The sequence below is a fragment of the Paenibacillus sp. FSL W7-1279 genome (assembly GCF_037969845.1).
In the GTDB taxonomy this organism is placed as follows: Bacteria; Bacillota; Bacilli; order Paenibacillales; family Paenibacillaceae; genus Paenibacillus_AQ.
Genome location: NZ_CP150215.1, coordinates 6,226,582 through 6,238,444 on the forward strand (window position 1 = coordinate 6,226,582; position 11,863 = coordinate 6,238,444).

Consider the following 11,863-nt stretch of genomic DNA (forward strand, 5'->3'; position numbering starts at 1 on the left):
TTCACCGCTTACGCAGCAGGTTCGCTTCCGCTTCGGAAAGCTGTGTATAATTGGGTACCAGTGTATGCAGATCATCCGTTTCTCCGGCGAGCAGCCTCGCTGCGCCCAAGTACCCCATCCAGCGGCCTTCGAGCGAGTACGGATGAATATGCAGCCGTTCTCCGAACCCCGGCTCAAGCCTGCGGGCGGTTTCGGCATGGAGTTCCACTTCCCCAATAAACCAAAGGCAGACCGGGCGTTCCTCTTCAGGCAGCTTGCTGATGCGTTCCTTAATGGCTTCCACCCAGGATTGCATCAGGCGAATACCGTCTGCCTCCAGACGTATCGGCGCACTCTCCTTGCTCTCTGAATCGGCAGCGAATAAAGCCGTGTACACCTGTCCCCGTCTTGCATCAAGCAGCGGAATGATCCAGTGGACTCCCGCCTTTGGCTCGGCTTCGTTCCATCCGGACTTCAGGCCCCCCCATGCAAGGGCTTGCAGGCTGGATACCCCGACAACCGGGATGTGATTAGCCCATGCCAATGTTTTGGCAGCCGTTACCGCAATCCGGATTCCTGTATAAGATCCCGGCCCTACTCCCACGGCAATGCCGTCCATCTGGTCCATGCCGAGGCCTGCTTCAGCAAGCGCCTGTGCCATCACCGGATGCAGATGCACCGAGTGATTGCGGTCTGCGTTCGTGTTCACTTCCGACAGCAGCTTGTCCTGCTCCATCACGGATACCGCCAGCGATGCCGTAGACGTATCCAGCGCCAAAAACCGCTGCTGCGGCTTCGTGTCATTGTTGTTCATTCCAGCTACCCCATTTTTCATTCAAATCCCGGCACCACTCGCCATAGGGCTCGCCCTGGCTTGAAAGTGTGATGGTCCGGTGCGTTTCGCCTGTCGTTTCAAGCTGGATATGCAGATACCGCTCAGGCAACAGCTCAGTGATCAGACTGCTCCATTCCACGAGACAAACCCCTTCGCCAAAAAAATACTCATCCAGCCCGAGCTCATCCGCTTCATCGACCGACAAACGGTACACATCCATATGGTAGAGCGGCAGACGCCCCTCATATTCTTTAATAATCGTAAATGTCGGGCTATTCACAACCCCGTTCACACCAAGGTGCTGTGCAAATTGTTTGGAGAATGCCGTTTTTCCTGCTCCAAGATCCCCGTCCAGTCCGATGACAGTCCCTGGCTCCGCTCTAGCGGCCAGCCAAGCAGCAAGCTGCTCCGTCTCCTCCAGACTGCTTGAAATCATTCGAAACTGGCCCTCCGTACGGCCATTGTTCACTGATAACCCACCCTTTACTTAGTTTGCCTATATCTCAAAATACTTGATCTTCATTATATCGGTCCTCCCAACCTGCTGCAAGAACATGAGTTTTTACCTTCATAACTCAATTAAGAAAAGAAACGTCAAACCAGGTTGCAAACACTGACACTACGTAGTCAAAGATTAAGCATTATAGTTAAACCATAACGATGATAAAAAGATTTGAGGAGGATTATAATGAACCCCACGTTTGTATCGAATACAGCCCCATATTCAGAAGAAACCATACTTCCATTTCGCATTCAAATTCCAGAGTCGGACCTGCTTGACCTTAAGGAACGTTTGACCCGCACTCGCTGGCCTGATGACCTGGAGGATCATCACTGGGAATATGGCACACCGCTGTCTTACCTGAAAGAGTTATCCACCTATTGGAAGGATGTTTACGATTGGCGTAAATATGAAACCATGTTGAATCAATTCCCTCAATATACGACCACCATCGATGGGCAAAATATTCACTTCCTGCATGTTCGCTCCCCTGAGCCTGATGCGATTCCTCTAATCATAACCCATGGCTGGCCCGGATCGATTGTGGAGTTTACCCGCATGATTGAACCGCTCACCAATCCCGGCAAGTACGGTGGAAATCCGTCCGATGCATTTCATCTCGTGATCCCGTCCCTCCCAGGCTTCGGCTTTTCCGGGCACACCACCGAACGCGGATGGAATATCGAGCGTGTCGCTAAAGCGTGGGATGAATTAATGCGCCGCCTGGGCTATGAACGATATGGAGCACAGGGGGGAGATACCGGGAGCATGGTTTCAGCGGAACTTGGCCGGATCGCTGCAGAGCGAATCGTTGGCGTACATTGTAACGGTCTGTCGGTGTTTCCAACCGGGGATCCGGCTGAAAGCGACAACCTTACGGCTGTAGAAAAACTTCGCTATGATGAATTAGCCGGTGGCGGATTTGAAGGGTCCGGATATGCCATCCTTCAGGCGACCAGACCCCAGACGCTTTCCTACGGCTTAACGGATTCCCCTGTTGGGCAGCTTGCATGGATAGTAGAGAAGTTTAAGGAATGGACCGATCCAAAGGCCGATCTTCCTGAGGATGCGGTAGACCTTGAGCTCCTTCTTACGAATGTCTCGATCTATTGGCTGACAGCAACGGCAGGCTCCTCCGCAAGAATTTATAAAGAAAGCTCGAGCAATTGGGGAGCGCCGGCACCATATTCCTCCGTGCCCACCGGCGTGGCGGTCTTTCCCAAAGACCTCTCCATTCGCAGTATGGTCGAGCAGCAGTACCATGTCGTCCATTGGTCAGAGTTCGACCGCGGCGGCCATTTCGCCGCATTGGAAGCTCCCGATCTGCTGACTGAAGATATCCGGTTATTTTTCAGAGAGATTCGTTAACGACAGGGTCAACACAAACACACCTTATCCGGGTTCCAACTTACGGAGTCCCGAGTAAGGTGTATTTTTTCGTGTTTATTAAACAGTTTCCCGGAATTCTAGAGGCCCTGCAATAATAAGCTATTCGCCTTCTTTTAGCCGGTCTACGTCTACAGTCAGCGTATTGGTCGGACGAGAGCCGACCTGGACGGTGGCCATTCCGTTCTGCTGATCCACATGCTCGATCCACACGGACTCCCCTTCAAGATTGACCTTGTAAATATCCTTGGAGTTGAAAATCTCTACGGCGCGCTGTATCTCCATACGTTTAATCCTCCTTCTCCCTATTTCTTGGCGATTCGTCCACGATGTCCATCGTATCGGTTGTGGAAGGGCCGATCAGCCCATTATCTATGGTGACATTGCCTCCGCCAAGGCCTTCGTTGATCATCCGGTCAATATCGAACATCGTAGATTCGCGAGAGATCTCGCTCTCCTCCGAGGTCAGGTTGTTCCAATCCACCATGTCCCCGTTCACCGATTCTGCAGCGGAATGGTCCGAGGCTCTGTCCTTCTGTATCTCTTCCGACGTTTGGGTTTCTCTAGGCTCCGTCATGACGAAAATCACCTCCTTATACAGGCAGCATTCAACGTCAATATGCCACAAACAGGTTCTAATTATGCAATCCTGAGCTATAACTCATACTAGAGTCTTTTTTTGGGCACACTGATAGAGGTAGTACAAAAAAGTCATAGTAGTCGTTTATTACGTTTACTACACGGTCATACCCAAACATATTAGAATTTGATAGGAGGTTTCATAGAATGCATACGGTATGGAAGGGCGCGATCAGCTTTGGTCTGGTGCACGTGCCTGTCAAGATGTTCTCGGCCACGGAAGATAAGGATATTTCGATGCGGTACATCCACAAGGAGTGCGGCAGTCCGCTCTCTTACATCCGCAAATGTCCGGTATGTGAAGAGGAAGTGGCCTGGGAGGAAATTACGAAGGGATACGAGTATGAGAAGGGGAAATTCGTGCTGTTCGAAAAAGAGGAACTGGAGCAGCTGGCGGAGCAGAACAGCAAAAACATAACGATCCTGGACTTTGTGGATCTAACCGAGATTGACCCGATTTATTTTCAAAAGACGTACTACCTCTCGCCGGATCAAGCAGGCGCAAACGCATATCGGCTCCTGCTGGAAGCGATGAAGCAGTCCGGCAAAATCGGCATCGCCAAAATCGCTATTCGCTCGAAGAGCAGTCTGGCCGCGATCCGGGTGCTCGATGAATGCTTGTCGATCGAGACGATTTTCTACCCGGATGAGATCCGGCCGATCTCTCAGGTCCCGAATTTGCCTGAAAGAACCGAGGTCAACTCCAAGGAACTCGATATGGCCAAACTGCTGATTGACCAGTTGTCGACTCCCTTTGATCCTGAGAAATACACGGATGATTATCGCGAACGTCTCCTGGATCTGATCAACAGCAAAGTATCCGGTGAAGAAATCAAAATTGCCCCTGCTCGTCAGGAGACCAACGTTGTCGATCTGATGGCTGCCCTCCAGGCAAGCATCGAAGCTGTAAAGCCGATCGGAACGGATCCGGGCACCAAACCAAAGCCGCGTAAAACGACCCGGAAGACGGCAGCCAAAGAACCTGCTGCCAAGGTCAGCGGCGGAGAAGGCGATCTTGACGCACCGAAGCCGAAGCGCCGAACAACCAAATCCAAGAAATCCGACTCCACTTCCTGATTCGTATGGGACAAATGCAGAATCTGCTGCCCAAAGAGCCGATGGCACCGATCTCGACGGACCAGATCACGACGGGCGAGGATTGGGGTTATCAGCTGAAATGGGACGGCGTGCGCATACTCGCCGGAATTGACCAAAACCGCGTATCGCTATATTCCCGCAAGCTGCTCGATAAAACGTCGCTGTATCCCGAAGTCGTTCAGGCATTATCCGGCTTGCATGAACGGCGACTTCTTTTGGATGGTGAGGTTGTCTATTTTCATCCGGAGCTGGGTCGTCCCGTGTTTCAGAAGGTTCTTCAGCGGGAGCGTTCGCGTGCGATCAGCACGAACGCTCCTCTGTTTACTTATGTTCTCTTCGATGTTCTGGTGGACGGCGACCAAGACTTGCGTAAGCTGCCCTATCTTGAACGTCACCACCGCCTGAAGGAGATCGTTTCCGACACGCCGGGCCTGCTGACCGCGGATCTGTTTCTTGAAGGCGAGCATTTATGGAATTGGGCCGAAGCACGGGGATGGGAGGGCATTGTAATGAAGCGCCTCTCCTCTCCTTATCGTGAAGGCAAGAAACACCGGGATTGGTACAAGAAAAAGATTGCCGTGAACATGACAGCCACCGCCGTCGCCATGATCATCAGGGAAGGCCGTGTGGCCAGCCTTGTCATTGCCGATGACGATGGCAATTACATCGGCCGTGCTTCCCTGGGGCTTAATGAGCAGATGAAGAAGAGGCTCATGCAATATGCCGAAATGCATCGTGCTGACGCGGTATGGAGTACGCTCCATACCGACCTGAAGAAGGAGCAGCTAGCCTGGCTTAGCCAGCCGCTTTCCGTTCAGGTCACATTTCTCGAGTGGAGTCAGGATGGCATGATGCGCCATCCCAAACTCGTATCGATTGAGGGGGTGTAAACCATATGGCTCGTACCGTCAAAGGCACCCTGACGATCGAGGGGCAGGAGATTCAAATTACGAATCCAGACAAACCGCTTTGGCCGGAAGTCGGCATTACCAAAGCGATGTATCTGCAAAAGCTTGCGGCCATCTCCCCGTTCCTGCTCCGGTACTGCCGGGGCAGGCTGCTCACGACCATTCGGTATCCGCACGGAGCCGAAGGCGAATCCTTCTATCAGAAAAATGCGCCGGAGCCGCTGCCTCCTTTTGTTCAGACCTATGTGCACGAAAATATTAACTACGTGCTGCTCAACGGACTGCCGGAGCTGCTCTGGCTGGGGAACCTGGCTGCGCTTGAGTTTCACCCTTCACTGCACCTCGCAGGCAGCAATCTGCCCTGCGAATGGATGATTGATCTGGATCCCACGCTGCCGGAGGAGCCGCGCATCATGGAGGCGACTGCCATTGTAGGGGACGTACTGACCTCGTTGGGCCTGTCCTCCGTCCCGAAAACCTCAGGTGCTACCGGGGTCCAGATCATCGTTCCCATTCAGGAAGGCATTACGTTCGATGAACTTCGAACAGTAGGCCAATTCGTGGGGCAATATGTAACCGAGAAATTCCCCAAGCTGTTCACCATTGAACGGCTGAAGAAGAATCGCGGCGATAAAATCTACTTCGATTATCTTCAGCATTACAGCGGAAGGACACTCGCCGCTCCTTATACCCCGCGGGCCCGGCGGCTGGGGACCGTCTCTACACCGCTCACTTGGGACGAGGTCCGTCAGGACGTTTCTCCCACGGAGTTTCATCTGCTGAACATCGAGGAACGATTAAGAGAGAAGGGGGACCTGCTGCAGACCCTGCCTCCTCAACCGATAGAGAACGTCATCCGACATCTGAAGCCACAAGGAAAGGCAGGATCAAAAAGGAAAGGATAGCTGCTCCACATCCGGCACAAGCTCCTCCCCGGAGACCGGTGCGGCCGGTTGCGGCAGCTTCCTTGGCTGTACAGAAACTGCTGCCAAATCTTCCGCTGAACGAAGATGATCGCGAGCGCCTTCCACCTGCGCCCCGTCCTCTTGAGAAATCCCGCTTCCGATCGTCCCGGGCCGGCTCACGCCAGCAGCAGATGCCCCCGGGGTCAGTCCATTCAGTTCACATTCGTTCAGCAGCCTGGCTGCCATCGACTTGAAGGAACGTACGTAATGCTCTTCGGCATATGCGCCCTGCGCATATAACTCACGGTAAGGCTGAACCACTTCAGGAAACTGGTGTTTCAGTGTTTCGATATACCATTTTTTCACATCGCGCGAGAGTCTCAGCAGCGAGATCATGGCAAAGGAAACGCCCCTTACCTTCGCCTGCGACAAGAGCTCCCTCAGCTCCCATTCCTTATCCGTCAAAAAGGGCAGCACAGGCGCCACAAACAAACCCGTTCTTATGCCTGCAGCCGATAATCGGTGGATCGTATCGAGCCTGCCCTCCGGATGAGGCGATGCCGGCTCCAGCTTCCGGATGATGTCCCCATTCAGCGTGTTGAGGCTCATGTTGACGGATACATTCTCCATCCGTGTCAATATGTCCATATCCCTGAGCACGAGCGGAGAGCGCGTTGTAATGCTCGTGGAGATGCGGTATTTAGCTAGCAGCTTCAGGCACTCCCGCGTAATGCCCTCCTTGCTCTCGATCGGCTGATACGGATCGGTTGCCGTTCCGATCGTAACCTGTCCTATCGATCTCCGCATCGCTTCAATATCATGATCAAACTTCCTCGCAGCACTCGATAACTGCTTCTCCAGCGCTTCCGCTGCATTCGACTTCATAAAGATATGATGCTGAAACTCATCCTCCGCCCCCATGCCAATGAAGGACTGGAAAGCGCGAGCATAACAAAAGCTGCAGCCATGCCCGCACCCGCGGTACGGATTGATGGACCAATCGAAGGGCATCCTCTCTTCCTTCACTCTGTTTAAAGTCTGTTTGGTGGTTATACGTTCATATTGCGTACGAGCCATTCCTCTTCCTCCCTTCTGATCCTGTAATGCTATCTTGAATTATTTCATATTTTAACAAACATATGTTCTTATTATAAGTGGATTTTACTGGATTTACAAACCAACCCCCACCACGCTTCATGGGAACCGGTTGAACTCCGTCCATTTACGATTTATAATCATTAAATATCATGTGATATATATCAACTGTTATACATATAAATTATCTAAGGAGTTGCAGACAGTCATGGCACCCAAAACGAGGTTCACCAAACAAGATATCGTGCTAGCCGCATTTGACATTGCCAAGACCGATGGGATCGAGTCCATTACGATTCGTAAAGTAGCTGAACGTCTGGGCAGCTCCATCGCGCCGATCTATGTCAATTTCAACGATGCCGAAGAACTGATTCAACAGGTCGTCGACAAGACCTTCCAGGTAGCTAGAGGATTGATTACAGAGCAGAAGTCCGGTCAGCCCTTCCGGGATATCGGCATGGCAAGTCTCCGATTCGCCAAGGAGTACCCTGTGCTCTACCGGGATTTGATAATGAAGAACAATCCCCACACGAAGAATACCCCCGAACAAATTCGTGAGGTTATCGGGTTAATGAAGTTGGACCCGGAGCTTGCGGGATTTTCTGATCAGGAGCTGCAATCAATTTTATTGAAAATGCAAACCTTTCAGACGGGTCTTTGTGTCATGCTAGCCAATGATCTGTTCACGGAGAGCGTTGATGACGACAAGATGATCCATATGATGGATGAGGCTGCTCAAGATTTCATACGTGCCGCTCGTTTGCGGAAACAGCAAGAGAAATGAATCTGCATTAGGTGTCAATACATTTCGATCTATAGGAGGTTTACGGAGAATGGGAAGAGCCCTAGAGCAGTCGCTTCTGGATGAATGGTTGGAACGGATCGCCAATAAAAAGAATGTGTTTAGCACGGTTCTGTGCGTCGAGGACCAGGAACAATCCTCCCTATCCCTTGTCAGCAGCGGCGGGGCAATGAAGACTGAAGACCGCTATTTCATTGCCAGCGTGACCAAATTATACGTGACAGCCGTAATCTTAAAATTACGAGCCGAGCAGCGGATTGGGCTCGATGATCCGATCGGCCAGTACCTCCCCGAAGAGATCATGGCGGGATTGCATAGGATGGAGAACAAGGATTACTCTGGAGAAATCACCGTCAAACAGTTAATGTCCAATACGTCTGGCATTCCGGACTATTTTTCTGGAAAGGTCTTCTCCGACCTCATCGCCGGGCATGATCAGGCTTGGAGTCTGGACAAAACATTGGATGAGGCTAGACGGCAACAGCCCAAATTCAAACCAGGCCAGAGAAATAAAGCCCAATATTCCGACACCAATTACCGGCTGCTTGGCCGAATGATCGAGAATATCAAGGGCGAACCCATTCAGAACGTATTCAAGGAGTATATTTTCGACAGGCTGAATCTGACACAGACGTATTTTTTTCATGATCCCGAGGATACAAGCCCCGTTCCTTTCTATTATAAGAAAAAACGTTTGGACCTTCCTCTGTACATGGCGTCAATCGGAGCGGAAGGCGGCATCGTCTCAACGGCAAGGGAAACGATGATGTTCCTGCGCTCCTTTTTTAACGGGGAACTGTTTCCGATAGGTGATCTGGATGAACTCCAGAGACGATGGAATTTTCTCTGGGCACCGGGCCCCTTTTTCTATGGCACCGGCATTTCAAGACAGCCGCTATCTCCATTCAGCCTCGGACGGGGACTCATTGGTCACTGGGGTCAATCCGGCGCATTTGCCTTCCATCATCCTGAATCAGGACTCTATTTCACCGGAACCGTGAACCAGGCTGTCGGTCAATCCGCGGCTGTGCAGGTGATGACAAGAATCATACGTCATTATGGGCGGGAGAAGAAGACGCTTCACTTGCACACAGACACCCCATAAACAAAAAAAAGCTCCACCCGGTCAACTCTCAACGTGGGTGGAACATAGCACTTTAAAGTTATTAATGTATGGCCTTCTTCTTAAAGCGGCCGCCCTTCACATCATGGATGTTTCCGATGGCAACAAAAGCCTGGGAATCCCAATCCTCCACGATGGATTTGAGTTTCGCTTCTTCCAAACGGGTGATGACAACAAAGATAACCTTCTTGCTGTCCCCGGAATAAGCACCCTCTCCATCCAGATAGGTTACGCCGCGTCCCAAACGTTGGGTTAACGCATCACCGATCTCCTTATGCTTATCACTGATTATCCATACCGATTTGGATTGATCGATGCCTTCGATTGTAATGTCAATCAGTTTAAACGCCAGGTAATAAGCAATGAGCGAGTACATGGCATGATCCCAACCGAAAATAAATCCTGCGCTGCCCAGAATAAATACGTTAATGAACATCACGATTTCACCGACAGAGAACGGTGTCTTCTTGTTGATCAGAATGGCTACGATTTCCGTGCCGTCCAAGGAGCCGCCGGACCGGATTACAAGACCAACCCCGATCCCCAGCAGAACGCCGCCGAACACGGCCGCTAGCAGCGGATCGATGGTAATCGGATCGACGGGATGCAGAAAATAAGTTCCAATGGACATGACTACTACAGCAAACAGCGTGGATAATGCAAAAGTTTTCCCGATCTGTTTATATCCCATAAACAAAAATGGAAGGTTGAATAAGGTCAGGAATATACCGAGCGGAAAATCCGTGATATGGGAAACCATAATGGATATCCCGGTAATGCCCCCGTCAATAATTTTGTTGGGCACCAGAAAGATCTCCAGCCCTACTGCCATTAGTACCGCACCGAAAGTTAAGAACACCAGACGACGGAGAAGCTTCAAGGTGGTTGAGCCTGCCTTGGGATTCTCCGGCTTCTGCTGCTCCGCTTTCACTTGCGCAAGAATCTTCACATCACTTGACATAAATCTCCCCCGTTCAACTTATGAAAAATAAGCTAATTTATATTTATAAGTGAAACCCTTATAAATATTCTATCATATAAACAAATGCTGGACATAGAACTTTCAGGCTTCTTCCTGAATTTCACTTGCTTGCCCTGCATTCTTACATATCACGTAAGATGTGAAACCTAAAGTAAGGGAGACAGCATCCTGCATAATATTTCGGCAGCTTTCTGCCATCTTCCGCGCTGACGGAACACCTCCGCATCGATAAGCCTGCTCTGTTTGAGATCCTCCTTAAAATCCGCAACCAACCGTTCGATGGGCAGCTGATCAAACAGTACGGCGGTCAGCTCGAAATTACAGAAAAAACTCCGCATATCCATATTCGCCGTACCGACCGAGCCGAGAAGCTCGTCCACAATGAGCACCTTGGCATGGATGAATCCTTTTTCATACTCGTAGAAGGTAACTCCCGCTGCCAGCAGCTCTTCCACATAGGACAAGCTCGCCATTTTCACAAAACGGGAATCGGCACGATCGGGAATAATGATCCGCACATCCACACCACTTACCGCCGCCGTCTTCAGCGCCTCATATATTCCTTCATCCGGTATGAAATAAGGCGTGGTGATCCATATTCGTTCTTTGGCTACGGATATTGCCCCAAAGCACATCTCCTGGATGGCATTCCAGTTCAGATCCGGTCCGCTGCTCAATATTTGAACTTGCTCATCCCCGGTGCATTGATGCTCCGGGAACAGCCCGAAATCCGCAATGCGCTCTCCGGATGCGAGCTTCCAATCATGCAGAAACACATTTTGCAGGAAGTAAACCGCATCTCCCTTTACTTCCAGATGCGTGTCGCGCCAGTAGCCCATTTTCGGATATTCGCCCAAATAGTCGTCCCCGACGTTAATCCCGCCAAGAAAACCGATTATGCCGTCCACCACGACGATTTTACGGTGATTCCGGTAATTGATTCTGCGGCTGAACATCGAAACCATGGCGGGCAGGAAGAAATAGAACTCCACTCCCGATTCCTTGAACCGCCGAATGAACGTTTTCTTGAGTTTATAACTGCCAAGCCCGTCACAAACCAGGCGTACCTTGACGCCTTCTTGCGCCTTTCGGATCATGACCTCCTGAAACTTCGTGCCGATCCGGTCATGACGAAAGATATAGAACTCCACATGGATGTGGTCTTTGGCCTGTTCCATAGCACGCAGCATGGCATCGTAAGTCTCTTCTCCATCCGTCAACACGCGGCTCTGATTACAGCCTGTAATCGGACTCTCCGACAAGTGATTGAGCAGATTGAACAAACGGTCATTATGATGAAATTCCGCATTGTTCATGCCTTCCTTGTTCCAAACAACGGCGGCCCGATCCCACAGGTGTCCCCTAAGCTCCTGAAACAGTCTGGAGCCCCGCTTGCGAATCTTCAACCGCTTCTGATAGTCCCTAGCCACAAAGAAATAGAGTACAAACCCGATCAATGGGAGGCAAAATAAAATAAACAGCCAGGCCACGGCCTTGGACGGATTCCGAAACTCCAGCAACAGCACTGCAACCATCTGCAAAATAAAAGTAATAAGTGCAACCAGAAGCCACATCATACCGGCAGCCTCCTCACCATGAATAATAGTCG

Annotated in this window: 13 protein-coding genes; 6 read left to right on the top strand and 7 right to left on the bottom strand. The window is 50.9% G+C overall.

The window, feature by feature from the left end:
* Nucleotide 1: 1 nt before the first annotated feature.
* Both tsaB and tsaE read right to left on the bottom strand, forming a co-directional pair.
* Entirely contained in the window at nucleotides 2-793 is a 792-nt protein-coding gene (gene tsaB / locus MKY82_RS28160) for a tRNA (adenosine(37)-N6)-threonylcarbamoyltransferase complex dimerization subunit type 1 TsaB (protein ID WP_339294850.1), read from the bottom strand.
* Nucleotides 780-1,250, bottom strand: coding sequence for a tRNA (adenosine(37)-N6)-threonylcarbamoyltransferase complex ATPase subunit type 1 TsaE (tsaE, locus tag MKY82_RS28165; RefSeq protein ID WP_194544948.1), 471 nt, complete (start codon nucleotides 1,248-1,250; stop codon nucleotides 780-782). The genes tsaB and tsaE overlap by 14 nt, the downstream gene beginning before the upstream one ends.
* 252 nt (nucleotides 1,251-1,502) lie before the next feature.
* Between tsaE and MKY82_RS28170 the strand changes: the two genes are divergently transcribed.
* Entirely contained in the window at nucleotides 1,503-2,684 is a 1,182-nt protein-coding gene (locus MKY82_RS28170) for an epoxide hydrolase family protein (protein ID WP_339294851.1), read from the top strand.
* Nucleotides 2,685-2,804: 120 nt separating this feature from the next.
* On the opposite strand, the gene MKY82_RS28175 is transcribed toward MKY82_RS28170, so the two are convergent.
* Both MKY82_RS28175 and MKY82_RS28180 read right to left on the bottom strand, forming a co-directional pair.
* Nucleotides 2,805-2,987 carry an H-type small acid-soluble spore protein gene (locus MKY82_RS28175; protein WP_071222503.1) on the bottom strand — a complete coding sequence of 61 codons (183 nt, stop codon included), beginning with the start codon at nucleotides 2,985-2,987 and terminating at the stop codon, nucleotides 2,805-2,807.
* Nucleotides 2,988-2,991: 4 nt separating this feature from the next.
* Complete coding sequence (locus MKY82_RS28180) at nucleotides 2,992-3,279, bottom strand: hypothetical protein (RefSeq protein ID WP_194544455.1); 288 nt, start codon at nucleotides 3,277-3,279, stop codon at nucleotides 2,992-2,994.
* A gap of 209 nt (nucleotides 3,280-3,488) precedes the next feature.
* Between MKY82_RS28180 and MKY82_RS28185 the strand changes: the two genes are divergently transcribed.
* From MKY82_RS28185 to ligD, 3 genes are read left to right on the top strand one after another with little or no spacing between them, the layout of a single operon-like run.
* Nucleotides 3,489-4,418, top strand: a complete 930-nt coding sequence (locus tag MKY82_RS28185; protein WP_194544456.1) for a Ku protein — start codon at nucleotides 3,489-3,491, stop codon at nucleotides 4,416-4,418.
* A gap of 14 nt (nucleotides 4,419-4,432) precedes the next feature.
* Nucleotides 4,433-5,329, top strand: a complete 897-nt coding sequence (locus tag MKY82_RS28190; protein WP_339294852.1) for a DNA ligase — start codon at nucleotides 4,433-4,435, stop codon at nucleotides 5,327-5,329.
* A 5-nt stretch (nucleotides 5,330-5,334) separates the two neighbouring features.
* Nucleotides 5,335-6,252 carry a non-homologous end-joining DNA ligase gene (ligD, locus tag MKY82_RS28195; RefSeq protein ID WP_194544458.1) on the top strand — a complete coding sequence of 306 codons (918 nt, stop codon included), beginning with the start codon at nucleotides 5,335-5,337 and terminating at the stop codon, nucleotides 6,250-6,252.
* Here the strand turns inward: ligD and MKY82_RS28200 are convergent.
* Complete coding sequence (locus MKY82_RS28200; RefSeq protein WP_194544459.1) at nucleotides 6,235-7,329, bottom strand: radical SAM protein; 1,095 nt, start codon at nucleotides 7,327-7,329, stop codon at nucleotides 6,235-6,237. The genes ligD and MKY82_RS28200 overlap by 18 nt on opposite strands.
* 226 nt (nucleotides 7,330-7,555) lie before the next feature.
* Between MKY82_RS28200 and MKY82_RS28205 the strand changes: the two genes are divergently transcribed.
* Together MKY82_RS28205 and MKY82_RS28210 are read left to right on the top strand one after the other, a co-directional pair.
* Entirely contained in the window at nucleotides 7,556-8,131 is a 576-nt protein-coding gene (locus MKY82_RS28205) for a TetR/AcrR family transcriptional regulator (protein ID WP_194544460.1), read from the top strand.
* 49 nt (nucleotides 8,132-8,180) lie between these two features.
* Entirely contained in the window at nucleotides 8,181-9,254 is a 1,074-nt protein-coding gene (locus tag MKY82_RS28210) for a serine hydrolase domain-containing protein (RefSeq protein WP_339294853.1), read from the top strand.
* A 61-nt stretch (nucleotides 9,255-9,315) separates the two neighbouring features.
* Here MKY82_RS28210 and MKY82_RS28215 read toward each other — a convergent pair whose 3' ends face one another.
* Both MKY82_RS28215 and cls read right to left on the bottom strand, forming a co-directional pair.
* Nucleotides 9,316-10,233: a YitT family protein gene (locus tag MKY82_RS28215; protein WP_113061072.1), complete on the bottom strand. Its 918-nt coding sequence runs from the start codon at nucleotides 10,231-10,233 to the stop codon at nucleotides 9,316-9,318.
* Between the two features lie 167 nt (nucleotides 10,234-10,400).
* Nucleotides 10,401-11,831, bottom strand: coding sequence for a cardiolipin synthase (cls, locus tag MKY82_RS28220; RefSeq protein WP_339294854.1), 1,431 nt, complete (start codon nucleotides 11,829-11,831; stop codon nucleotides 10,401-10,403).
* Nucleotides 11,832-11,863 lie beyond the last annotated feature (32 nt).

Coding starts and splice junctions, on each gene's coding strand:
- tsaB (WP_339294850.1), bottom strand. CDS start 793: ATGAACAACAATGACACGAAGCCGCAGCAGCGGTTTTTGGCGCTGGAT.
- tsaE (WP_194544948.1), bottom strand. CDS start 1,250: ATGATTTCAAGCAGTCTGGAGGAGACGGAGCAGCTTGCTGCTTGGCTG.
- MKY82_RS28170 (WP_339294851.1), top strand. CDS start 1,503: ATGAACCCCACGTTTGTATCGAATACAGCCCCATATTCAGAAGAAACC.
- MKY82_RS28175 (WP_071222503.1), bottom strand. CDS start 2,987: ATGGAGATACAGCGCGCCGTAGAGATTTTCAACTCCAAGGATATTTAC.
- MKY82_RS28180 (WP_194544455.1), bottom strand. CDS start 3,279: ATGACGGAGCCTAGAGAAACCCAAACGTCGGAAGAGATACAGAAGGAC.
- MKY82_RS28185 (WP_194544456.1), top strand. CDS start 3,489: ATGCATACGGTATGGAAGGGCGCGATCAGCTTTGGTCTGGTGCACGTG.
- MKY82_RS28190 (WP_339294852.1), top strand. CDS start 4,433: ATGCAGAATCTGCTGCCCAAAGAGCCGATGGCACCGATCTCGACGGAC.
- ligD (WP_194544458.1), top strand. CDS start 5,335: ATGGCTCGTACCGTCAAAGGCACCCTGACGATCGAGGGGCAGGAGATT.
- MKY82_RS28200 (WP_194544459.1), bottom strand. CDS start 7,329: ATGGCTCGTACGCAATATGAACGTATAACCACCAAACAGACTTTAAAC.
- MKY82_RS28205 (WP_194544460.1), top strand. CDS start 7,556: ATGGCACCCAAAACGAGGTTCACCAAACAAGATATCGTGCTAGCCGCA.
- MKY82_RS28210 (WP_339294853.1), top strand. CDS start 8,181: ATGGGAAGAGCCCTAGAGCAGTCGCTTCTGGATGAATGGTTGGAACGG.
- MKY82_RS28215 (WP_113061072.1), bottom strand. CDS start 10,233: ATGTCAAGTGATGTGAAGATTCTTGCGCAAGTGAAAGCGGAGCAGCAG.
- cls (WP_339294854.1), bottom strand. CDS start 11,831: ATGATGTGGCTTCTGGTTGCACTTATTACTTTTATTTTGCAGATGGTT.